This is a genomic window from Pseudomonas syringae, assembly GCF_001698815.1.
In the GTDB taxonomy this organism is placed as follows: Bacteria; Pseudomonadota; Gammaproteobacteria; order Pseudomonadales; family Pseudomonadaceae; genus Aquipseudomonas; species Aquipseudomonas syringae_A.
In genome coordinates, this window is the sequence record NZ_LGSI01000005.1 from 65,203 (window position 1) to 88,256 (window position 23,054).

Annotated in this window: 21 protein-coding genes and 1 pseudogene; 10 read left to right on the forward strand and 12 right to left on the reverse strand. The window is 60.9% G+C overall.

Going from position 1 to position 23,054, the window contains the following annotated elements:
- Window positions 1-26 precede the first annotated feature (26 nt).
- From AFK24_RS01245 to AFK24_RS01255, 3 genes are read left to right on the forward strand one after another with little or no spacing between them, the layout of a single operon-like run.
- On the forward strand, window positions 27-959 hold the full coding sequence (locus tag AFK24_RS01245; RefSeq protein WP_065831512.1) for an ABC transporter permease: 933 nt from the start codon (window positions 27-29) through the stop codon (window positions 957-959).
- A 1-nt stretch (window position 960) separates the two neighbouring features.
- Window positions 961-1,779 (forward strand): ABC transporter permease, encoded by an 819-nt coding sequence (locus AFK24_RS01250; protein ID WP_065831513.1) that lies wholly within the window; start codon window positions 961-963, stop codon window positions 1,777-1,779.
- The gene (locus AFK24_RS01255; protein ID WP_065831514.1) at window positions 1,772-3,244 is read left to right on the forward strand and encodes an aldehyde dehydrogenase family protein; all 1,473 of its coding nucleotides are present in this window, start codon (window positions 1,772-1,774) and stop codon (window positions 3,242-3,244) included. Before AFK24_RS01250 ends, AFK24_RS01255 begins: the two co-directional genes overlap by 8 nt.
- A gap of 356 nt (window positions 3,245-3,600) precedes the next feature.
- Here AFK24_RS01255 and bioD read toward each other — a convergent pair whose 3' ends face one another.
- From bioD to bioB, 5 genes are all read right to left on the reverse strand, one after another.
- A complete protein-coding gene (bioD, locus tag AFK24_RS01265) occupies window positions 3,601-4,281 on the reverse strand; it encodes a dethiobiotin synthase (RefSeq protein WP_065831516.1) in 681 nt (226 codons plus the stop codon).
- 28 nt (window positions 4,282-4,309) lie between these two features.
- Window positions 4,310-5,122 carry a malonyl-ACP O-methyltransferase BioC gene (gene bioC, locus AFK24_RS01270; protein WP_065831517.1) on the reverse strand — a complete coding sequence of 271 codons (813 nt, stop codon included), beginning with the start codon at window positions 5,120-5,122 and terminating at the stop codon, window positions 4,310-4,312.
- A complete protein-coding gene (locus AFK24_RS01275) occupies window positions 5,115-5,846 on the reverse strand; it encodes an alpha/beta fold hydrolase (RefSeq protein WP_065831518.1) in 732 nt (243 codons plus the stop codon). The genes bioC and AFK24_RS01275 overlap by 8 nt, the downstream gene beginning before the upstream one ends.
- On the reverse strand, window positions 5,839-7,029 hold the full coding sequence (bioF, locus tag AFK24_RS01280) for an 8-amino-7-oxononanoate synthase (RefSeq protein ID WP_065831519.1): 1,191 nt from the start codon (window positions 7,027-7,029) through the stop codon (window positions 5,839-5,841). Before bioF ends, AFK24_RS01275 begins: the two co-directional genes overlap by 8 nt.
- 105 nt (window positions 7,030-7,134) lie before the next feature.
- The gene (gene bioB / locus AFK24_RS01285; RefSeq protein WP_065831520.1) at window positions 7,135-8,190 is read right to left on the reverse strand and encodes a biotin synthase BioB; all 1,056 of its coding nucleotides are present in this window, start codon (window positions 8,188-8,190) and stop codon (window positions 7,135-7,137) included.
- Window positions 8,191-8,301: 111 nt separating this feature from the next.
- On the opposite strand from bioB, the gene AFK24_RS01290 reads away from it, so the two are divergent.
- The 5 genes and pseudogenes from AFK24_RS01290 (at window position 8,302) to AFK24_RS01310 (ending at window position 14,460) form a co-directional block, all read left to right on the forward strand.
- Window positions 8,302-9,042 carry a ComF family protein gene (locus tag AFK24_RS01290; RefSeq protein ID WP_065831521.1) on the forward strand — a complete coding sequence of 247 codons (741 nt, stop codon included), beginning with the start codon at window positions 8,302-8,304 and terminating at the stop codon, window positions 9,040-9,042.
- Window positions 9,043-9,183: 141 nt separating this feature from the next.
- Window positions 9,184-9,948, forward strand: coding sequence for a TOBE domain-containing protein (locus tag AFK24_RS01295; RefSeq protein ID WP_065831522.1), 765 nt, complete (start codon window positions 9,184-9,186; stop codon window positions 9,946-9,948).
- 81 nt (window positions 9,949-10,029) lie between these two features.
- Window positions 10,030-11,931: a PhoX family protein gene (locus AFK24_RS01300; protein WP_065831662.1), complete on the forward strand. Its 1,902-nt coding sequence runs from the start codon at window positions 10,030-10,032 to the stop codon at window positions 11,929-11,931.
- 758 nt (window positions 11,932-12,689) lie between these two features.
- A pseudogene (locus AFK24_RS01305) lies at window positions 12,690-13,846 on the forward strand (DUF2515 family protein).
- Window positions 13,843-14,460 carry a hypothetical protein gene (locus AFK24_RS01310; protein WP_065831523.1) on the forward strand — a complete coding sequence of 206 codons (618 nt, stop codon included), beginning with the start codon at window positions 13,843-13,845 and terminating at the stop codon, window positions 14,458-14,460. The pseudogene AFK24_RS01305 and the gene AFK24_RS01310 overlap by 4 nt, the downstream one beginning before the upstream one ends.
- A 36-nt stretch (window positions 14,461-14,496) precedes the next feature.
- On the opposite strand, the gene AFK24_RS01315 is transcribed toward AFK24_RS01310, so the two are convergent.
- The 6 genes from AFK24_RS01315 to AFK24_RS01340 form a co-directional block, all read right to left on the reverse strand.
- On the reverse strand, window positions 14,497-15,330 hold the full coding sequence (locus AFK24_RS01315; RefSeq protein WP_065831524.1) for a phosphodiesterase: 834 nt from the start codon (window positions 15,328-15,330) through the stop codon (window positions 14,497-14,499).
- A gap of 170 nt (window positions 15,331-15,500) precedes the next feature.
- A complete protein-coding gene (locus tag AFK24_RS01320; protein ID WP_065831525.1) occupies window positions 15,501-16,532 on the reverse strand; it encodes an ABC transporter ATP-binding protein in 1,032 nt (343 codons plus the stop codon).
- A complete protein-coding gene (locus tag AFK24_RS01325) occupies window positions 16,529-17,323 on the reverse strand; it encodes an ABC transporter permease (RefSeq protein ID WP_065831526.1) in 795 nt (264 codons plus the stop codon). The genes AFK24_RS01320 and AFK24_RS01325 overlap by 4 nt, the downstream gene beginning before the upstream one ends.
- Window positions 17,320-18,090 (reverse strand): ABC transporter permease, encoded by a 771-nt coding sequence (locus tag AFK24_RS01330; RefSeq protein WP_240500323.1) that lies wholly within the window; start codon window positions 18,088-18,090, stop codon window positions 17,320-17,322. The genes AFK24_RS01325 and AFK24_RS01330 overlap by 4 nt, the downstream gene beginning before the upstream one ends.
- A 96-nt stretch (window positions 18,091-18,186) precedes the next feature.
- On the reverse strand, window positions 18,187-19,191 hold the full coding sequence (locus tag AFK24_RS01335; protein ID WP_065831528.1) for an ABC transporter substrate-binding protein: 1,005 nt from the start codon (window positions 19,189-19,191) through the stop codon (window positions 18,187-18,189).
- Window positions 19,175-20,194, reverse strand: a complete 1,020-nt coding sequence (locus AFK24_RS01340; RefSeq protein WP_065831529.1) for a LacI family DNA-binding transcriptional regulator — start codon at window positions 20,192-20,194, stop codon at window positions 19,175-19,177. Before AFK24_RS01340 ends, AFK24_RS01335 begins: the two co-directional genes overlap by 17 nt.
- Window positions 20,195-20,380: 186 nt before the next feature.
- Between AFK24_RS01340 and AFK24_RS01345 the strand changes: the two genes are divergently transcribed.
- A complete protein-coding gene (locus tag AFK24_RS01345) occupies window positions 20,381-21,355 on the forward strand; it encodes a serine/threonine protein kinase (RefSeq protein WP_065831530.1) in 975 nt (324 codons plus the stop codon).
- Between the two features lie 95 nt (window positions 21,356-21,450).
- Window positions 21,451-22,338: an EamA family transporter RarD gene (gene rarD, locus AFK24_RS01350; protein WP_065831531.1), complete on the forward strand. Its 888-nt coding sequence runs from the start codon at window positions 21,451-21,453 to the stop codon at window positions 22,336-22,338.
- 99 nt (window positions 22,339-22,437) lie between these two features.
- Here the strand turns inward: rarD and AFK24_RS01355 are convergent, their stop codons facing one another.
- A complete protein-coding gene (locus AFK24_RS01355) occupies window positions 22,438-22,956 on the reverse strand; it encodes a glycine cleavage system protein R (RefSeq protein WP_065831532.1) in 519 nt (172 codons plus the stop codon).
- Window positions 22,957-23,054 lie beyond the last annotated feature (98 nt).

Sequence of the window (23,054 nt, forward strand, 5' to 3'; positions counted from 1 at the left end):
TCGCCATGCGCAGCAAGGACCCGTCCATGAACGCCGTAGCCTCATCCGAAACGCTTCTTGATGGAGCCGACGCCTCGCCTGCGCAACTCGCCCAGGCCGAAGGCAAGCGCCGCAGTCTGCGGCGACGCATCACGATGCTAATGTTGCTGCCGTCGACGCTCTGGTTCTTGCTGCTGTTGGTGATGCCGCTGCTGATCATTCTGGTCTTCAGCTTCGGTGAGCGCAGTGCTGTCGGCGGTTATGCCGGCGGCCTGACGCTGGCCAACTACCTGAACCTGAGTTCCCGCGCCGCCGCATTCAGCAACACGCTGATACTGGCGCCGCTGGGGACGCTGGTGTGTTTGCTGGCGGCTTATCCGCTGGCCTATTTCCTCGCAGTGCGCGCCGGCAAGAATCGCTCGCTGCTGCTGACGCTGGTGATCGTGCCGTTCTGGACCAGCTTCCTGATTCGCACCTACGCGTGGATTTTCATCCTCAGCGGCAAAGGCATCCCGGCCATGCTCGCCAGCCTCGGGCTGGACGGCGTGCGCCTGATCAACACACCGACGGCGGTGTTGATCGGCATCGTCTACGGCTACTTGCCGCTGATGGTGTTCCCGATCTACGTCAGCCTGGAAAAGCTCGACAAACGCCTGCTCGAAGCCTCCGCCGATCTGGGCGCCAGCGCGTTCGAAAGCTTTCGGCGCATCACTTTGCCGCTGTCCGCGCCGGGGATCATCACCGGGGTCATGCTGGTGTTCATCCTGTTGATGGGCGAATTTTTGATCCCGGCCATTCTCGGCGGCGGCAAAGTGTTTTTTGTCGGCAATGCGCTGGTCGACCTGTTCCTGCAATCGCGTAACTGGCCGTTCGGCAGTGCGCTGGCGATGACGCTGGTGGCAATCATGCTGGCGATCATCGGCATCTACCTGAAACTGGTGAAGCGCTACGGCGGCACCCCCGGCGATGGAGCCTTGTGACATGTGGCTACGCAGCTATTCCACCTCGCTGTACCTGTTCCTGTACGCGCCAATTGCGCTGATCATGCTGTTCAGTTTCAACGCCGGGCGCAGCGGGCTGGCGTTCGAATGCTGCTCGGTGCAGTGGTTTGGCCGCGCGTTCAGCAACCCGTTCATCATGGAAGCCCTGGGCAACAGCGCGATGATCGCCACCTGTTCGGCAGTGCTGGCGACGCTATTCGGCACCTTGGCGGTGTTCGGCCTGCAACGCGCGGGACGCAAGATCCGCCTGCTGTTCGACGTGCTGACCTATTGCTCGATCATCATTCCCGGAATCGTCATCGGCATCTCGACGCTGATCGCCTTCATCAGCCTGTTCGACGTGCTCAATCCGCTGCTGGCCAACCTGATGCCGGGCTTCCCGCGCCTGAACATGGGCTTTTTCACGGTCATCGCCGCGCACTCGTTGTTCACCATGGCGTTGGTCATGGTCATCGTCCGCAGCCGGGTAGATTCGCTGGATAAAGCCCTGCAGGAAGCCTCCGCCGATTTGTACGCGCCGCCGCTGGAAACCTTCTGGCGCGTGACCTTGCCGCAAATCACCCCGGCGATCATGGCTGGCTTCCTGTTGGCGTTCACCTTCAGCTTTGACGATTTCATCATCGCGTTCTTTGTCGCGGGTCCGGAAACCACCTTGCCGATCTACATCTTTTCCTCGATACGCCGGGGCGTGACGCCCGAGATCAACGCGGTTTCCACGGTGATCATCTGCGTCTCCCTGGCGCTGCTGTTCACTTCCCGTTACTTGCAGAACCGTCGCACAGGAGCCTCACATGCGTGATCAGTTGTATATCAACGGCGAGTGGGTCAGCCCGGACCTGGGCGGTTACCTGGAGGTCACCGATCCGGCGACCGAACAGTCTTTGCAACGGGTCGCGGCAGGCACCGAAGAAGACATCGATCACGCGGTGCGCGCTGCACGTCGGGCATTTGACAGTGGCTGGAGCCAGAGCAGCGGCGCCGAGCGCGCGGTGTGGCTGGAAACCCTGGCGGACGAGCTGCAAAACAGTCAGGACAGCATCGCCCGGCTGGAGGTCAGCGATAACGGCAAGCCGCTGCCCGAAGCGCAATGGGACATCGCCGACGCGATTGGCTGTTTTCGTTATTACGCAGGGCTCGCGCGGGAGCTGGACGGTCGGCAGGATCAGCCGCTGGCGCTGCCGGACGAGCGCTTTCGTTGTCGCACGCGCCTTGAGCCGATTGGCGTCGCCGGGCAGATCATTCCGTGGAACTACCCGCTGCTAATGGCCGCCTGGAAAGTCGCACCGGCGCTGGCCGCTGGCGCGACGGTGGTGTTGAAACCGTCAGAGCTGACCCCGCTCACCGCTCTGGAGCTGGCCGCCGCCGCCGACCGCATCGGCTTGCCCGCTGGCGTGCTCAACGTGGTGACCGGGCTGGGCAGCGACGCTGGCAGTCCGCTGACGTTGCATCCCGGCGTCGACAAACTGGCCTTCACCGGCAGCGTGCCGACCGGGGCGAAAATCATGTCGGCGGCGGCCAGCGACATCAAGAACATCAGCCTGGAGCTGGGCGGCAAATCGGCGTTCATCGTGTTTGATGACGCGGATGTCGAGGCGGCGGTGGAGTGGATTCTGTTCGGGATTTTCTGGAATCAGGGTCAGGTGTGCAGCGCCACGTCGCGCTTGCTGGTGCAGGAAAGCATCGCGCCGCGTCTCATCGAAAGACTGGTCGCTGAGACGCGCAAAATCACCATCGGCCCCGGCATGGAACCCGGCGTGTTGCTCGGCCCGCTGGTGAGCAAGAGCCAATACGACAAGGTCCTGGGCTTTATCGATCAAGGCCAAGCCAGCGGCGCGAAGCTGCTGACCGGCGGCAAACGTCCGGCGCATCTGGGGCAAGGCTATTTCATGGAACCGGCGATTTTTGACGAGCCCGCCGAAAACAGCATTGTCTGGCGCGAAGAGATCTTCGGCCCGGTGCTGTGCATCAAACGCTTCAAGCATGAACAACAAGCACTGCAAATGGCCAACGCCAGCCGCTTCGGCCTCGCCGCCGCCGTGATGAGCGCCGACCCGCAACGCGCCACCCGCGTCGCCAACCAGCTGCGCGCCGGGATCATCTGGGTCAACTGCTCACAACCGACCTTCGTCGAAGCGCCCTGGGGTGGCATGAAACACAGCGGCATCGGCCGCGAACTGGGCCAATGGGGTCTGGATAATTACCTGGAGGTCAAGCAAGTTACCGAGTACATCGGCGAACAGCCTTGGGGTTGGTATTTGAAATGACGGGCGCAGTGAACGCCTGTGACCGCCGGAACGACAGATCCGGTAGGAGGAGACTTGTCCCCGAAGGCGCCAGTTCAGGCGACAGTGCTTTTTCGGATGATCTCGTTGCCAATCCAATTGCATTCGGGGACAAGTCCCCTCCTACCGACGCTCAGCGCTGGACAGGAATAATCCCGTTCCTAATCCAGCAACTCCAGATGCAGATACTCCGCCACCGCTTCGGCGCTGGGTTTCTTCAGGCGTGGCACGCGGCCCAGGCCTTCGGGGACAAGTCCTACAAATCCTGTAGGAGGGGACTTGTCCCCGAAAACGTCAGTCCGAGCGACCCTCAGCAATGGGCATGAATAATCCCGTTCCTAATCCAGCAACTCCAGATGCAGATACTCCGCCACCGCTTCGGCGCTGGGTTTCTTCAGGCGTGGCACGCGGCCCAGGCAGGGCGCGGGCAGGCGTTCGGCGAGGGTGGCGAGGTTTTCTTCCAGGCGCGAGGTCTTGGCATCGACGATATTGGCGACCCAACCCGCCAGTTGCAGCCCATCCTGAGCGATGGCTTCAGCCGTGAGCAGCGCGTGGTTGATGCAACCCAGCCGCACACCAACCACCAGGACCACCGGCAATTGCAGCGCGACGGCCAGATCCGACAGGTTGGCCTGGTCCGCCAACGGCACGCGCCAGCCGCCAGCACCCTCGATCAGGCTGAAGTCGGCATTGCGCGCCAATAACAGCCGCATCGGTCTGAGCAGCCCTTGCACCGTCAACGCCACGCCCGCTTCCCGCGCCGCCAGATGCGGGGCGATGGCTGGCTCGAAGGCGACGGGGTTGACCTCGTCGTAACTCACGGCAACCGAGCATTGCGCCAGCAGGGCCAACGCGTCGTCGTTGCGCAAACCATTGGGGGTCACCGCGCAGCCGGAGGCAACCGGCTTGCCCGCCACGGTGCTCAAACCTGCCTGTCGCGCGGCGTACAACAGTCCAGCGGCGACCGTGGTTTTGCCCACGTCGGTATCGGTTCCCGCGATGAAGTACGCACGGCTCATCTCGGCTTTCCTCTGCTGCATCCTAAGTTCACCGGCTTTTTTCCAGCACGGTGTAGACCACCTGATACGTCGCCGGCAAGCCTTCGGGCTGACGGAAGCCCTCGTAAGCGTTGATCAGCGCCAGTATCCGCGCGCGGCCGGTCAAGCCGCCTGGCCTGCCCGGATTGAGATTGTGCGCGCCCAAGGCTTTCAGCTCGTGGGTCAGGCTGCGCACGTCCGGATAATGCAGAACATGCGGCTGCACATCCAGAGAGCGTAGGCGCAAGCCGCTTGCCGTGCACAATTGCTGATAATCCTGCTGCTGCCGGAAGCGGTTGACGTGCACCAGACCGTCGACGGTTTGCCAGCTGTCGCGCAGTTCACCGAGCGTACCGACGCACAGGCTGGCGAAGGCGAAAACCCCGCCAGGCTGCAGCACACGTCTGGCTTCGCTGAGCACAGCGGCAAAATCCGCGCACCATTGCACCGCCAGGCTGGAGAAAATCAGTTCGCAGCTGGCATCCCGCAGCGGCAAGCGCTCGGCGTCGCCCGCGACAAAATGTTCGGCGCCACCCAAAGGTTGCGCATGACGCAACATCCCTTCAGCGATATCCAGCGCGACGCCGTGTCCCTGGGGAAATTTTTCCGCCAGCACCCGGCTGAAATAACCGGTGCCGCAGCCCAGATCCAGCCAGCGTTGCGGCTGAAACTCCTGCGGCAAACGCGCGATCAGCTGGCTGCCTACGTCGCGCTGCAACTGGGCGACGCTGTCGTAACTGCCAGCCGCGCGGGAAAACGAAGCGGCTACCTGGCGTTTGCCAGGCAAACCACCCGGCAACCTTGGATGGGATAAATCAGTCATCACCGGACTCATGTAAAAACGCCTGGATCGCCGCTGCGACACCGTGAGGATTTTCCAGGAGAAAAGCGTGGCTGGCCTGCTCGATGACGCCGACTTCGACGTCCGGCAACAGTGCCAGCAAATCGCCCGCAGCTTCAGCGGGCACGAAAGCATCAAGCCCGGCAAACAGATGCAGCTGCGGACCGCGAAATGTCTGCAGGGCGCTGCGGGTATCGAGTCGTTCCAGCAATTGCAGGCCGTGGACCAGCGCCGCCGTCGAACCGTGAGGCGCGCCAGCCTTGAGCAGGCGCGAAATACCGCGCGGATCTTCGGCACCCTGGGCACACAACAGGCTGAAACGCTTGAGCGTGCCATCAGGATCGTCGATGCAACCAGCCAGGAACGCGTCAAAATCTCCGGCCGCCATAGCGTTGGGCCAAGCGCCGCGCGTCACGAAACAGGTATTGCTCGCCAGCGTCACCAGCCCGCAGCAACGCTCGCCACGCCGCGCCGCCAATTCGGCGGCCAACATGCCACCCAACGACCAGCCGCCCAGCCAGGCGTTGTCCGGCAGATTGGCGTCCAGTTCGTCGAGCCATTCCTGCGGGTCGCTGCTTTCCAGGTCCGGCAGCGGCTCGATTTCCACGCGCAGATGCTCGTCCAACCCACGCAATGCAGCGGCCAATGGCTCCAACGGCGAAATGCCCAAACCCCAACCGGGTAGCAGGATCAACTGATCACGCATGATGTGGCTCCACCGAATCGTGCTTATCCAGCAGCGGGTAACACTGCGCCAATGCACTCAACAATAGCTGCACTTGCGCCTGTGTGTGCGCGGCGGAAAAGGTGACGCGCAATCGAGCGCTGCCCGCGGGCACCGTGGGCGGCCGAATCGCTGTCACCAGCAGACCGCAGTCACGCAACATCTGCGACAGGCGCATGGCGCGTCCGGCGTCGCCAATCAGGATCGGCTGGATCGGCGTGAAGCTGTCGAGCAAGGTCAGGCCGATCTGTTCGGCACCGCTGCGAAACTGGGCGATCAAGCGCGCCAGGTGCTCACGGCGCCAATGCTCGGTGCGCAGCAGCTCAAGGCTTTTCAGCGTCGCGCAGGCCAATCCAGGCGGCTGGCTGGTGGTGTAGATGTACGGACGGGCGAACTGAATCAGGGTTTCGATCAGCTCTTCGCTGCCGGCAACAAACGCTCCGGCAGTGCCGAACGCCTTGCCCAGCGTGCCGATCAACACCGGCACGTCGTCCATGCCCAGGCCGAAATGCTCGACGATACCGCCGCCATTGGCACCCAGCGGGCCGAAGCCGTGCGCGTCGTCGACCATCAGCCAGGCGCCTTTGGCTTTCGCCGCTTGCGCCAGCGCGGGCAGGTCGGCCAGATCGCCGTCCATGCTGAACACGCCATCGGTGACCACCAGCGTATCGCCGCTGGCTTTATCCAGGCGCGCAGCCAGGCTCTCGGCGTCGTTATGCAGATAACGGGAAAACCGTGCGCCACTGAGCAAACCGGCATCGAGCAACGAAGCATGATTGAGCCGGTCTTCCAGCACCGTATCGCCCTGCCCGACCAGCGCCGTTACGGCGCCGAGGTTGGCCATGTAGCCATTGGAGAACAGCAGCGCTCGCGGGCGGCCGGTCATTTCAGCCAACGCCAGTTCGAGTTCGTGATGCGGGCCGCTGTGGCCGATCACCAGATGCGAAGAACCACCGCCGACGCCCCATTTTTCGGCACCGGCCTGCCAGGCGGCAATCACCTCGGGATGATTGGCCAGGCCCAGATAATCGTTATTGCAGAACGCCAGCAGCGGCTGACCATCCACCACCACATCCGGCCCTTGCGGGCTTTGCAGCAGCGGGCGCTGGCGATAGAGATTGTCAGCACGGCGGGCAGCGAGACGAGCGAGAAGATCGAAGGACATGCAGGCCTCGGGGGAAATTTAAACTCCTGTAGGACCGGCTTCAGCCGGGAGAGGGTCAGTCAGGAAAGACGCCCTCCCGGCTGAAGCCGGTCCTACGGTCGGTAGTCAAACCGCAGCGTTATAAAACTGCGCGCTGCTCTTCTGTTCGACCAGCGCCTGTTCAATGGCGGCCTGATGCACTTCGTCAGCGTGTTCTTCGCGGGCTTCAGGCTTGATGCCCAGGCGCGAGAACAACAGCATGTCCTTGTCGGCTTGCGGGTTGGCGGTGGTGAGCAGTTTGTCGCCGTAGAAAATCGAGTTGGCCCCGGCGAAGAACGCCAGCGCCTGCATTTGCTCGTTCATGGCTTCGCGACCGGCCGACAGCCGCACGTGGGATTGCGGCATCAGGATGCGCGCTACGGCGAGCATGCGGATGAAATCGAACGGGTCGATGTCTTCGGCGTTTTCCAGCGGCGTACCGGCGACCTTGACCAACATGTTGATCGGCACCGATTCCGGGTGTTCTGGCAGGTTGGCCAACTGGATCAGCAGGTTGGCGCGGTCGTCGAGGGATTCGCCCATGCCGAGAATGCCGCCGGAACAGATCTTCATCCCCGAATCTCGCACGTACGCCAGGGTTTGCAGGCGCTCGCCGTAAGTACGGGTGGTGATGATGCTGGTGTAGAACTCGGGCGAGGTGTCGAGGTTGTGGTTGTAGTAATCCAGACCCGCCGACGCCAGCGCCTCGGTCTGTTCCTGATCCAGACGGCCCAGGGTCATGCAGGTTTCCAGGCCCAGGGCTTTCACGCCTTTGACCATTTCCAGCACGTACGGCATGTCTTTGGCCGAAGGATGCTTCCACGCGGCGCCCATGCAGAAACGCGTCGAGCCGATGGCCTTGGCGCGCGCGGCCTCTTCGAGAACCTTCTGCACTTCGAGCAGTTTTTCTTTCTCAAGACCGGTGTTGTAGTGGCCGGACTGCGGACAGTACTTGCAGTCTTCCGGGCAGGCGCCGGTCTTGATCGACAGCAGGGTCGAGACTTGCACACGGTTGGCGTCGAAATGAGCGCGGTGCACGGTTTGCGCCTGAAACAGCAGGTCATTGAAGGGCTGTACAAACAGCGCCCGAACTTCGGCTAAATTCCAGTCATGACGCAAAGTGGCGGTGGTGCTGGCGCTCATCGGGCGGCTCCTCGGGGTTTTCTTTTAGCAGGCGACCGGCAGCTCAGCATTATGCAAACGCTTAAAGTCCACAGGCGCGACACGGATGTTCGGCATATTTAAGGAAGAGTCATGCGCTGTCAACCACAAAGCCAATACCCGGTTTACATCTGGTTAAAAAACAAACAGAGCTGTTTGCTGTGTGATGAACGTACGGATGCGCTTCTGGCGATCTGCGTGCCTTGCGAAGCCGAGCTGCCGTGGCTCGGCGATCACTGTCGGCATTGCGCTCTGCCGCTGGCGATGGCCGATCTGAGCTGTGCGCAGTGTTTCAGCCATCCGCCCGCTTTCGATGAAGTGCTGACACCGTGGCTTTATGACTTTCCCGTGGACAGCCTGGTGACGCGCTTCAAGCATCAGGGCAACTGGCCCATGGGTCGCCTGTTGAGCGAACTGCTCGGACAATTCCTGCAACACCGCTTCGACGAAGGTCAACCGAAGCCGGACCTGCTGCTGCCGGTGCCACTGGCTGGCAAACGCCTGCGCCAGCGCGGCTATAACCAGGCCGCAATGCTCGCCGACTGGCTCGGCCAGCAATTGCAGCTGCCGGTACAACCTCGCTTGCTGATCCGCACCCGAGAAACCCCTGCGCAACAAGGCCTGGACGCCAAAGCCCGCAAGCGCAATCTGCGCGGAGCTTTTGCCTTGATCGATGCAGAGAAAATCGCCGACCGGCATGTGGCGTTGATCGACGACGTGCTGACCACCGGTTCCACCGCCGATGCCATTGCGCAATTGCTGATAAAGGCCGGGGCGCGGCGGGTGGATGTCTATTGCCTGGCGCGAACGCCCAAGCCAAACACCCAGGATTGAAATACCTACCTGTAGGAGCGAATTCATTCGCGAGACGATACTCCTGACAACGCAGGACCAAAGTCTCGCCAACAAGTTGGCTCCTACAGGTTGATCGATGCCTTACACTCGCCCTCATCATTAAACAAAAAGCCGCTCCCCATGCCCCTACCTTCCCTGCTCACCCAACACATGGTCCGTCGCCCGCAGCGCATTGCGTTGTTGCAGCACATTGCCGAGCAGGGCTCGATCACCCGTGCGGCGAAAAGCGCAGGCCTGAGTTACAAGGCGGCGTGGGACGCCATCGATGAGCTGAACAATCTGGCGCAAAAGCCATTGGTTGAGCGCAGCGTCGGCGGGCGCGGCGGCGGTGGTGCAAAACTATCGGCTGAAGGCGAGCGCGTCTTGCGCCTTTATCATCGCCTGCAAGCGTTGCAAGCCCAGGTGCTGGAAGCCACCGAAGAAAGCACCGACCTGGAATTGCTCAGTCGCCTGTCATTACGCACCAGCGCGCGTAATCAACTGCTCGGCCGGATCGAAGCGATTACCGCTCACGGCCATAACGATCTGGTGCGCCTGCGTCTGGCTGGCGATCTGTTCATCAATGCACAGATCACCCACGACAGCACGCTGCGCCTGGACCTGACAATTGGCACCGATGTGGTCGCGCTGATCAAGGCCGGATGGCTGAGTTTGCTCGGCCCGGACCAGCCTGCAACAACTGGACACAATTCCCTTCACGGTACAATAGAAGAAATTCTCGGCGCCGAAGACGGCCCCAGCGAAGTCCGCATTGCCCTGCCCAGCGGCCAGACATTGTGCTCACTGGCCGAGCCCGCGCAGCTTGACGCGCTAGCGCTGGTTGTCGGTAGCCCGGTGCAGGCGCAGTTTGCCCCTTCACTGGTTCTGCTGGGCACGGCGCAGTAGCCGCAGCGCGTCAACTTCGCGACATATTTCCGTCATATACCCTGACTAAGGTAGCTGCCACATCTGCTGGGAGCCGTGATGATGAAACTATTAGAAGAAAATCAAAGCACCGATCTGGAAAACATGGTCGGCCTCACTCGTCGAGGTTTCATCAGCGCGGGCGCCTTGTGCGGTGCCGCGATGTTCCTCGGCGGTAACCTGCTGAGCCGCAGCACTATCGCCGCCAGTGTCAGCGCCGCCTCCGGCACCTTGCTGGGTTTCGACAGCATTCCCGCCGCGACCGCCGACAGCATCAGCTTGCCACCGGGCTATAAGTCATCGGTCCTGATCAGTTGGGGCCAACCGCTGCACAGCGGCGGTCCGGCGTTCGATGCCAGCGGCAAAGGTAGCGCCGAGGCGCAGGAAGTGCAGTTCGGCGACAACAACGACGGCATGAGCCTGTTCCCGATGCCGGGCAAGCCAGGCCGCGCACTGATGGCGATCAACAACGAATACACCAATTACCGCTACCTGTTCGAGCACGGCAAAGACCCGCAATCCGCCGAGGACGTGCGCAAGGCGCTGGCCAGCGAAGGCGTGTCGGTGATCGAAGTCCAGCACAAGGACGGCAAGTGGCAGTTCGTGCAGGACTCGAAATACAACCGCCGCATCCATGGCAACACGCCGATCAACCTGAGCGGCCCGGCTGCCGGGTATGACTGGCTGAAAACCGCCGCTGACAGCACCGGCAAAAAAGTGCTCGGCACATTCCAGAATTGCGCCAACGGCAAGACGCCGTGGGGCACTTACCTGACCTGCGAAGAAAACTTCACGGACTGTTTCGGCAGCAGCAATGCTGAGCAGAAATTCGACGCAGGCATCAAGCGCTACGGCGCGGTCGTCGCCAGTAAAGAAATCAACTGGCACCACCACGATCCGCGCTTTGATCTGGCGAAAAACCCCAACGAGTTGAACCGGCACGGCTGGGTCGTGGAGATTGATCCGTTCGATCCGAAATCCACGCCGGTCAAACGCACAGCGCTGGGTCGCTTCAAACATGAAAACGCTGCCCTGGCCGAAACCAAAGGCGGCCGCGCGGTGGTGTACATGGGCGACGACGAGCGCGGCGAGTTCATCTACAAATTCATCAGCCGCGACAAGATCAATCACAACGACCCGAAAGCCAACCGCGACCTGCTGGATCACGGCACGCTGTATGTCGCCCGTTTCGATAACGGCGACGGCAATCCGGACCGGCCAAAGGGCAAAGGCGAGTGGATCGAACTGACCCACGGCAAGAACGGCCTGGACGCTGCCGCAGGTTTTACCAATCAGGCTGAAGTGTTGATTCATGCGCGCCTGGCCGCCAACGTCGTGAACGCCACGCGCATGGACCGCCCGGAATGGATCGTGGTCAGCCCCAAGGATGGCCAGGTCTATTGCACGCTGACCAACAACGCCAAACGCGGCGACGATGGCCAACCCGTCGGCGGGCCGAACCCGCGAGCGAAAAACCAGTACGGGCAAATCCTGCGCTGGGCGGAAAACGACGGTAACGCCTCAGCCATGGCATTCGAATGGGATCTGTTCGTGGTCGCGGGCAACCCGACCGTTCACAGCGGCAAACCTCAGGGCGGCTCGAGCAATATCAATGCGCAGAACATGTTCAACAGCCCGGACGGCCTGAGTTTCGACCAGGCCGGTCGCCTGTGGATCCAGACCGACGGCGACTCCACCAACAAGGGTGATTTTGCCGGCATGGGCAATAACCAGATGCTCTGCGCCGACCCGGACAGCGGCGAAATCCGCCGTTTCATGGTCGGCCCGATTGGCTGCGAAGTCACCGGCATCAGCTTCGCACCGGACTACAAGACGCTGTTCATCGGCATCCAGCACCCCGGCGAAAACGGCGGCTCGACCTTCCCCGAACACCTGCAAGACGGCAAACCGCGTTCGTCGGTGATGGTGATTACCCGGGAGGATGGCGGCGTGATCGGCGCTTAAATAGTTGCAACTGTTGGAGCGAGCGGGCGGCGTTCCGGCTTGCCCGCGAATCAGGCGCCTCGGTGGCCCAGATCCACCGCGTCATCGTTCTTCGCGAGCAAGCTCGGTTCCCACAGGTCCAGATCGTTGGAGCGAGGCTTGCCCGCGAATCAGGCGACTCGGTGGCCCAGATCCACTGCGTCATCGTTCTTCGCGAGCAAGCTCGGCTCCCACAGGTCAAATGATCGTTGAAGCGAGGCTTGCCCGCGAATCAGGCGACTCTGTGGCCCAGATCCACCGCGTTATCGTTCTTCGCGAGCAAGCTCGGCTCCCACAGGTCCAATGATCGTTGGAGCGAGGCTTGCCCGCGAATCAGGCGCCTCGGTGACCCAGATCCACCGCGTCATCGTTCTTCGCGAGCAAGCTCGGCTCCTACAGGTCCGTGGATTGTTGGAGCGAGGCTTGCCCGCGAATCAGGCGACTCGGTGATCCAGATCCACCGCGTCATCGTTCTTCGCGGGCAAGCCTCGCTCCAACGGGTTATCGCCGCTCAAGCAATCAACCCATTCCCGTCATAAAACGGATACGGCCATGGGTATTCACCGAATACCGCATTGTGGGTGACCAGACCCTGCTAGCGATGCCAGCACACTCAAATCGGCAACCACCCTTCAAGAATCCTTTTCCCACCTGACTCTCGGAAATGTCCTATTTCCCCTTACCTTCTTTGTGTTGAGTCTTTGGCTTTCTGCGCGATGAGCATTTAGCTGGGGATCCCGATGACTCAATGTTTCAAAGACCACGAGATTGATACACAGGCACTGAACCAGAACACCCTTCCCATCTCGGAGTGCGAGATCAAAATTCTCGACCTCTACGATCAACGGTCAGAATTCATTGAAGTATCAATACTGACCGGTGAAGGCATCTGGCGCGTATACCAGCGAGAAGCCGAAGAAATAGTGGCCCCAGGCGGGAAGCTGATTGCGGACCCAAAAGAACGTAACCGCGCCATCAACGCCGCCTACGCAAGGCTCTGGCTGTACGACAACCGCTTCCAATGGGCGGGGCTAGCCGCTTTCGCCTCCAAACAAGTCGGGTGCGGCCTGCTGCATGCCTCCAACGCCATCGAGAATATTCAAACCGAGCATGAAGCGGCACAACGCCTCACCAGCGGCGGCGAATCCATTCTGGATATCCCGGGACTGTTCAGCATCAGCAAGAATGACGAACAGGCTGTGCGCGATCTGGATGAGGCTCGCCGTAACAATCCGGTCCCAAGTATCGATATCAGACGCGACAGCGAGCCATTGTCGCTAATGCAGCAGCAGTACGAACACGTTTACGAAATGATGGCGATGGGCAACACGTCGCTGTTCCTGGACGTGTTTCCCCTACACGCTTTCTACGCAAAACGCGGCTGGAAAGAATTCAAACAATGCCTGCCTTTACGCAAAAATATTTATGGGCTTGAACGGTTTCCGGTGCTCTGGCCAGTTGGGCAGGAGAGGCTGAAGTTTGGAATCGACTACCCAGAAATTCTGCAAGCCTTTGAGGCAATCGAGGCGGGCAACGTTGCCGAGAGCGTTAAATTCCTGGCTGACCATGAGCAACGAAATATTCTGCAACCAGCAATGTACAGTGACTCGAAATTAGTGAGTCTGTTGCGTGGCAATCATTGTCGTATATCACCAGCTTGCCGCGTGGTGTCGCAGAGCCTATCGAGCTCACGCTGGCCAGCCAGTGCAGGCGTGTGGACGATGCCCGCACCATTGGCTTTGGCAACAATCCCTTTGCCGATTTGTCCGATATCAAACAGCGCATGGCCTTTGTGCTCAGAGCTGCAGCTCAGTTTGATGAGCTGCTCAATGGTCCCCAGCGACCACTGATTCAACAGGCGATTCAGGACATCGCTGCTGGCTATGGTGTGCGATGAGCGTTGCCCAGCCCCTATCAAGACGAACCGGTGCGGCGCTAACGCTCGCTGCGTTCCTTGCATTAGGCGCCTCTCAGCTCTGGTATCAAACAAGGGATGTGGAAATCGCCCTAAAAATTGGCGAGCCTTGGGAAGAAATGCGCCAACGCTCCAGCGCGAAAATAGCTCCCGCGATACCTAATGAAATTGCGTTCGGCGTGCCGAAATCCGACGCGCGCCTGCGTTTCACCGACTCGCAATACGCATTCGAAACGCCACCCGCTCGTTTTTTTACGATCGGTTATGTTCTGGGTGTTGTAAACGGAGTCCGCATGTCCCCCCAAATCGAGCCGCTATTGCTCGACGATACGCTCAAGATCCTGCTGGACTTGCAGGAGCAATGGCGCAATGCTGGCTGGCATCCGATCCTGACCGGCACCTTTCCCTCGTTCGCCGATACGCCGCAATGGCGTGCCCGATTGCGCGACGTCAATAAAGGCGGCACGGCCTACTGGCAGGCGGGAGACAAGTATCAGGTGATGTTGGTGGTCAATCGTTTCCGGGACGACAAGCGCCCCACAGAGGAGCGTTACCTCATCACGCTTGCGCTTGCCAAGCCGTGGGTCGAACCTTGACCTAAGCCCTGTCCGGACCCGGCCGCCACCAGCCGCTCAATCAATCAACCCATTCCCGTCATAAAACGGATACGGCCCCGGATACTCACCGAACACTGCGTTATGGGTGACCAATCCTTCTACGGGATGCCAGCGGTGTAGCAGGTAGCCCGGTGGTTCCAGATTGAAATGCGCCGGAGCATGTTCCTGTAGATCGAGCACGATCTGATGCGAAGTGCCGGGACAGATGCAGCTCAAGCTCCCGGCGAAACGCCGCTGCATCGGACGATGCAAATGCCCGCAGAGCAAGCGCTCGACTTGCGGGTGGCGAGCGGTGACCTTTTCAAACTCCGCCCCATTGATGAACGGCTCGCGGTCCATATGCCCGATGCCGGTGATAAAGGGCGGGTGATGGAGAATCAACACGGTCGGCGTATTCGGACGCTGCGCCAACTGCTCATCCAGCCAGAGCAACTGACTTTCCATCAGTTGCCCGCCGTGAGAGCCGGGAATGCTAGTGTCCAGGCCGATCAACCGCACCGGATATTCCTCGACGACCCAATCCAGCGGCTGGTCGTGACTGATCGGCAGATAAGCCTGATCGGCGAATTCAGCCAGCAGATGCGCGCGATCATCATGATTACCCGGCACCAGATAAAACGGCATGTGCAGCCGGCTGAGTTCTGGATGCAGCACGGCGTATTCGTCCGGGCGACCGAAGTCCACCAGATCGCCGCTGATGACCACAACATCGGGGCGCGGCACGCTGGCGTTCAGATGATCCACGGCACGCCTGAGCGCACCCAATGTGTCGACGACGCCGTAGGTCAGTTTTTGACCGGCTTTAAGGTGCAGATCGCTGATCTGCGCAATGAGGAATGGGTGGTTCAAAATAAACTCTCAAAAAATGATTGCCCTGATTGAACGCAAATCTTGTAGGACCGGCTCGTAGGACCGGCTTCAGCCGGGAGGGGGCCGGTACATTCACGGCAGTAGCGTCGGCGGAAACCTTTGCTCCCGGCTAAAGCCGGTCCTACGGGTCTGTGTTTGGGGCGAAAGCGCTACGAATGCAGGGTAAACAACACCTGCGGCTCGACCGCCAGGGCAATCGGCGCACCTGGCAGATGAATGACGTTGTCGGTGCTATCGACCAGCAGCGGCTGCGCGGCGCCGACATCCACCAACAGGCGACTCTGCGCGCCCTGGAAAAACTGCCCGACCAGACGCCCACGCATGTGACCTTCCCCGTCCATTACCCGCAGATGCTCCGGGCGGCAATACACGGTCGAGGGCAGATTCGAACCCGTCCACGGCAGCTCGCCACCGCTGACTTTCAGGCCATCAGCCGTGCGACCGTCCACGGCAAACGCATTGAGATTGCCGACAAAACCGGCGACGAAGGCGTTGGCTGGCTGTTGATAAATTTCTCGTGGAGTCGCCAGTTGCGCGACGCGGCCTTGCTCCATCACCAGAATGCGGTCGCCCAGTGCCATGGCTTCGCCTTGATCGTGGGTGACGAACACGGCAGTGATGCCGAGCCCGCGCAGCAGCTGATCCAGCTCGCTACGCAAACGCTCACGCAACTGCGCATCCAGCGCCGCCAGCGGTTCGTCGAGCAGCAACACCCGAGGCCGTGGCGCCAGGGCACGCGCCAGGGCAACCCGCTGGCGCTGGCCGCCGGACAACTCATGAATGCTGCGTTTGCCGTGCTCCTGCAAACCGACCAGTTCCAGCAATTCGGCACAACGCTTGTTGCGCTCGGCGGGCGACATGCCGCGAATCTTCAGGCCGTAAACAATGTTGCCGGTCACATCCAGGTTCGGGAACAGCGCGTAATTCTGGAACACCATGCCGACATCGCGCTTTTCGATGGGCAGGCGCGTGACGTCGCTGTCGCCGAAAAATATCTGCCCGACATCCGGGCTTTCCAGCCCGGCAATCAACCGCAACGTGGTGGTTTTACCGCAGCCGGACGGGCCGAGAATCGCGAGAGTTTCGCCAGGTTCGATGGTCAGGTTCAGGTCTTGCACGGCGACGGTGCCGTCAGCGAACGCCTTGCGGCAGCCCTGCAGGCGAATGGTGGTTCCGGTCATCGACTCTCTCCACGGGAAAGGCGGGCGCTGATGGTCTGCAACGCAATCAACAGCGGCACGATCATCAGCAGAAATATGAGGGTGTAGGCACTGGCGACTTCCAGACGCGCCGAGGCGTAGCTGTCGGCCAGACCCACCGGCAGGGTTTTGGTCATGGGCGTGTGCAGCATCCAGGTCAGGTTGAATTCACCCAGCGACAAGGTGACGACCATCAACACCCCGGCCAGAATCCCGGCGCGGCAGTTGGGCACCACAACACTGAAGAAGCGCTTGATCGGCCCCGTGCCCAGACTGGCGGCAGCTTCCTCCAGCGTCGGCAAATGCTGGCGCTGCATCACCGCCATCACCGGGCGCACCAGAAACGGCAACGTGAACAGCACGTGGCCGACCAGAATGAACAGCCAACTGCTGCGAAATCCGCCGAACTGGCCGTAAGTCAGCAGCAACGCAAGAGCGCTCGCCAGTCCGGGCATGGCCACCGGCAAGACCATCAACTCCTCGAACGCACGACTGAAGCGGTTGTTCATGCGCACCAGCGCATAAGCCGCCGGCACGCCAATCACGCAGACGCACACCGCGCAAGCCAGCGCCAGTTGCAGCGACAGCCAGACCGTTGGCGAGTACGCCTGCCAGACTTGAATCAGCCAGTCGAACGTCAGCCCACTCGACAGGCCCTGAAAGTAATTACGCGTCAGGCCGGCCAGCAAAGACATGACCACCGGCACCAACATGAAGGCGCAGACCAGCAAGGTGAACAGCAGTTGCGCGACAAACAGTGTGGAACGCATCACAGAACAGTCCCCGAATTTTTCACCAGCCGTCGCGCCAGCAACAGCACGGCCCAGGTCACCGCGCCCAGCACCACCGACAACGCCGCAGCAACGGCGAAATTCGCGTAATTGGTGAACACGTTGTAGATCGCAACCGGCGTCACATTTAGCCGCGTGCCGAGAGTGAATGCAGTGCCGAACGCGCCCATGGACGTCGCAAAACAGATTGCGCCGCAGGACACCAAGGCTGGCGCGAGGCCTGGCACGATCACATCGCAAACCACTCGCCAATGTCCGGCACCCAGGGAATGGGCGGCCTCCTCCAGGCTGCGATCGAGACTTTCACAAGCGGCCATCACCGTGAGGATCACGCGTGGAATCGAGAAGTACAGATAACCGATGAACAGACCGGTCAGCGAGTAAGCAAAGATCCATCGCTCCCCGGCCAGCTCCATGCCAAGCATGGCGAACAAGCCTTGACGACCCGCCAGCAGGATCACCAGAAAACCCACGACCACACCGGGAAACGCCAGAGGAAAGGTCAACAACGCGACCAGCGCCGAACGGCCGAAAAACCGTTGGCGGGCGAGAAAAACCCCGCTGATGCCACCGACCAGCAACGCCGCGAGTGTCACCACCACGGCGAGTACGCAGGTCTGCGCCAGGCTGCCCAGATACTGCGCGCTGCTCAGCACTTGCCAATAACCGCTGCTGCCGTCGCGGTTTTCGCCGCCCAGCAAAATCAGGTGCGCCAACGGCAACAACCAGAAGGCGAACAGCACGGCCATTGCCGGAGCCAGCGCCCAGGCCGCCGTCGGGCGCAGACGCAGGAATGCGCGTCTGCCCGAACCAGCGGCCTGGGCCTTCAGAACCGAGGTGGTCACTTACTTGACCTCACTCAGATAGCGCGCTGCGAAGGCTTCCTGCACGGCGGCCATGTGCTCGTAATTCACGACTCCGGCGCGGGCGTAATCATTGTCGGGAAGAAATTGCGCGGCCACATCCGCAGGGATTTTCACGTCACGCACCGGGCGCAAGTAAGCCTTGGCCCACAACGCCTGACCTTGATCGGAGAGAGTGAAATCCAGCACTTTCTCGGCATTGGCCCGATGGGGCGCGTTGTCGACGATGCTCATCACATACGGCACGCTGATGCTGCCTTCCTGAGGGATTACGAAGGCGACGTTGGCTTTGTCCTTGTAGCGGGCGCGATAGGCGTTGAAATCGTAATCGACCAGGATCGGCAGCTCGCCGGACAGCACTCGCGCATAAGCCGTCTGCTTGGGCACGATGGGCGAGTTTTTCGCCAGTTTCTGGAAGTAATTGATGGCTGGCGCGAAGTTATCCAGCGTGCCGCCCATGGCCTGGTTGATCGCCACGGCGGACACGTAACCGACAAAGGCGCTGGACGGATCGAGGTAACCGACCATGCCTTTATATTCCGGCTTGAGCAGATCGGCCCAGCTTTGCGGAACCGGCAAACCACCCAGCGCATCAACGTTGACCATGATGCCCAAGGTCCCGGAGTGAATCGCAAACCAGTGGCCAGCCGGGTCTTTCAGACCCACCGGAATCTGTTCCCAGCCCTTGGGTTTGTAAGTGCCGACCACGCCGGCTTTCTGTGCCTGCAAGCCGAAGGTCACGCCGTAATACACCACGTCGGCCACCGGCGCGGCTTTTTCCGCGACGATTTGTGCCAGCGACTGGCCGGAATTTTTGTTGTCCAGCGGCACCTGCACGCCCGTGGTGTCGGCGATTGCCTTGAGCTGAGCGCCCCAATCCGCCCATTCCGGCGGGCAGTTGTAACAAATTGCCGTTTCGGCAGCCTGAGCCAGACTGGCTACGCCGCACAGCAGCAAGGCTGCCAGAGTTTTACTGAAGCGGATCATGGAGCGTCTCCTCGTAGGGCTGTGTACTTTCACCCGGCCGGATATGGCAGGGCAGGCAATGGGAAATCGGTGCAGCGCCAGCAATCTGGGCCAGCAACTGCTCGATCACAGTGCTGGCCAATGTCGCAATGGGTTGCACGACGCTGCACAGCGTCGGATGCATCTGGGTGCCGAGGGCGATCCCGTCAAAACCGATGACCGAAAGCTGGCCCGGAACGCTCCAGCCGTTGCGGCGCAATTCGGCAATCAGGCTGATCGCCAGTAAGTCGTTGGAGCAGACCAAGGCGCTCGGCGCATTCGGGCCGCGCAATGAAGCCTCGATCACGGCGAAATCGGCTTGGGTGTGCGCAGGCATTTCGATCACCGGCAGGCTCGGCAAGCCGCGTTCGGCCATGGCGTCGCAATAACCGGCGTAGCGCAGACGGGCGCGGTCCGACTGCAACGCGGGACCGGCGACCATGCCGATACGGCGATGCCCGCAATCGAGCAGATAGCGTGTCGCCAACGCCATACCGGCGCGGTTATCCACAGACACCGCGCTGTAGTCCGGATTTCCCGGCTGGTGATAAGCCAGCACGAACGGCGTGTCTTCGTTGACCAGACTTTCCAGAACCCGATTGCTCTCGGCATCGGTGACAGTCAGCACCAGACCATCGACCCGCTGGCGCAGCAATTCCTCGACCACCGCACTCTCACGCTCGCTGCTGTAGTCAGTGGTTGCCAGCAAAAGGTTGTAGCCCTTTGAACGCGCAGCGCGTTCCATGGCCTGGAATTGCTCGGCGAAAACCGGGTTGAGCAGATTGGGCACCACCACGCCAATCAGATTGGTGGTTTGCAGACGCAGCTGGCGGCCTAGACGATTGGGTCGGAAACCCAGTTGTCGGGCGGCGGCAAATACCTGGTCGCGTGTTGCAGGGCGCACCACGTCGGGGGAAGCAAAGGCGCGCGCGGCAGTTGCCCGGGAAACCCCGGCCAGCCGCGCCACCTCTTTCAAATCACTCATGTTCACGCCTTTGAGATCGATCTCATTGGCGATGACACTACTGATGCAACATGGCGTTACAGCGAATAAAAGATGACAGTTTGGTTGCAACGCAAGACTTTGCTGTAAAGCCGACGACCCATGCGACCCCGGTCTGCGCTACCATCACGGGCCCGACGCGGCAGCCTGCTGCGCGCAGGAGTAAGCATGGCTCACCCGTTTGCAACACTTACGCCGGACCTGGTCCTTGATGCCGTTGAAAGCATCGGGTTTCTCAGTGACGCCCGCATTCTTGCGCTGAACAGCTACGAGAACCGCGTCTATCAGGTCGGCATTGAGGATGGTCAGCCGCTGATCGCCAAGTTCTATCGGCCGCAGCGCTGGACCAACGAAGCGATCCTCGAAGAGCACAGCTTCACCTTCGAGTTGGCGGAAGTGGACATCCCGGTCGTCGCGCCCATGGTGCACAACGGCGAAACGCTGTTTGAACACGCGGGCTTTCGCTTCACCCTGTTCCCGCGTCGCGGTGGCCGGGCTCCGGAGCCGGGCAATCTCGACCAGCTGTATCGCCTCGGCCAATTGCTGGGGCGGATTCATGCAGTGGGCGCGACCAAACCCTTCGCGCATCGCGAAGCGCTGGGCGTGAAGAACTTCGGCCAGGACTCGCTGGATTTCCTGCTGCAAAACAACTGCATCCCGCGCAGCCTGCTGCCGGCTTACGAATCAGTGGCCAAGGATCTGCTCAAGCGCGTCGAAGACGTCTACGCCGCAACGCCGCATCAGAACATCCGCATGCATGGCGATTGCCACCCCGGCAACATGATGGCGCGCGATGAGATGTTCCACATCGTCGATCTCGATGACTGTCGGATGGGGCCCGCCGTGCAGGACATCTGGATGATGCTCGCGGGGGATCGTCAGGAATGTCTCGGGCAGTTGTCGGAATTGATGGACGGCTACAACGAATTCCACGACTTCAACCCGCGCGAACTGGCGTTGATCGAACCCTTGCGCGCCCTGCGCCTGATGCACTACAGCGCCTGGCTGGCGCGGCGCTGGGATGATCCGGCGTTCCCGCACAGTTTCCCGTGGTTCGGCACCGAGCGTTATTGGGGCGATCAGGTGCTCGCCCTGCGCGAGCAGTTGTCGGCGCTCAACGAGGAGCCGCTGAAGCTGTTCTGATTGTTCAGCGTGCCGCGCTTGCCAAGGCGCGGCAACGTTACCCATGACACCCCGTTTATCTTGCACACAATGACAACCTGCCAACAGGACCCCTTATGCAAGCTGCCAACCCGCGTCGCGGGTATATTCTCGGCCTGAGCGCCTACACCATCTGGGGCCTGTTCCCTCTTTATTTCAAAGCCATTGCCGAAGTGCCATCGGTGGAAATCATCGTCAACCGGGTGCTCTGGTCGGCGTTGTTCGGCTCTTTATTGCTGATGGTCTGGAAGCATCCGGGTTGGTGGCGCGAGTTGCGCGAGAATCCGCAGCGCCTTGCGGTGCTGGCCGTCAGCGGCTCGCTGATCGCCGGCAACTGGCTGGTGTATGTCTGGGCGGTAAATAACGGGCGCATGGTGGAAGCCAGCCTCGGCTACTACATCAACCCGCTGGTCAACGTGTTGCTGGGGATGGTGCTGCTCGGCGAACGCCTGAGGCGCTTGCAATGGTTGGCGGTGATTCTGGCGGCGACCGGGGTTGCGCAGCAGGTCTGGCACTTTGGCAGCCTGCCATGGGTGTCGCTGGTGCTCGCGCTGACCTTCGGCTGCTACGGACTGATCCGCAAAAAAGCGCCGGTCGCGGCATTGCCGGGTCTGGTGGTGGAAACCTGGTTGCTGGTGCCGCTGGCGGCTGGCTGGTTGCTGCTCAATCCCATGGCGCATAGCGCGCAGCCGGAATTCTGGAGCACATCCCAGGCGATCTGGCTGGCAGCGGCCGGACCGGTGACGTTGGTGCCTTTAGTGTGTTTCAACGCAGCGGCACGTCACTTGCCCTATACGACGCTGGGTTTCCTGCAATACATCGCCCCCACGCTAGTGTTGGCGCTGGCCGTGCTGGTGTACGGCGAACAGTTGACCTCCGCCACGCTGATCACCTTCGCATTCATCTGGAGCGGGCTGGCGATTTACAGCGTGGATGCCTGGCTGACCATGCGCCGCAGAGCCTGATCAAGGCGCACAACTCACTCCGTAGGACCGGCTTTAGCCGTGAGCAGGTCAGAGGCATTCGCCCTCCCGGCTGAAGCCGGTCCTACGGTTTTCAGACATTCAAAGCTCGGTGCGCAACACCAGATCCACCATCAAATCATCCGCCAGGGTTTCCAGACGTTCCTGCAATAGATCCAGAGAAAGCGTCAGCGGTACGCCAAGTATCGCTTCAGCGTGGAACAGTGGCTCGCTGCTCATGGGCGCGGGATTCACTTCGGTAACCAGCCTTTCGACGTTGACGCCCTGTTCCGCCAGCAATCGGGTGATGTCGCGGACAATGCCGGGGCGGTCGTTGCCCACCAGCTCCATGCCAATGGATTTCCAGCCCACCAAAGGTTCGTTGTTGCTTTCAGCAAACAGCACCCGAATGTCCTGTTCGGCCAGCGCCTGCAATGCGCTCTTCAATTCTTCCCGGTTATCTGCCGGCACCTGCACACGCACGATCCCGGCGAACTGACCGGCCATTCGCGACATGCGGCTTTCGAGCCAGTTGCCGCCATGTTGCGCAATGCAATCGGCGATGCGCTCGACCTGACCTGGTTTATCCGGTGCAACAACAGTGACCACAAAATGATCCACAGGTAACTCCTTCTGCTGACGAGTAGTCGTCGCCCAAGTATAGGCAAGGCTGACAAGAGCACCTTACGACGTTTGAATAGCCGGACTGTGTACGATTT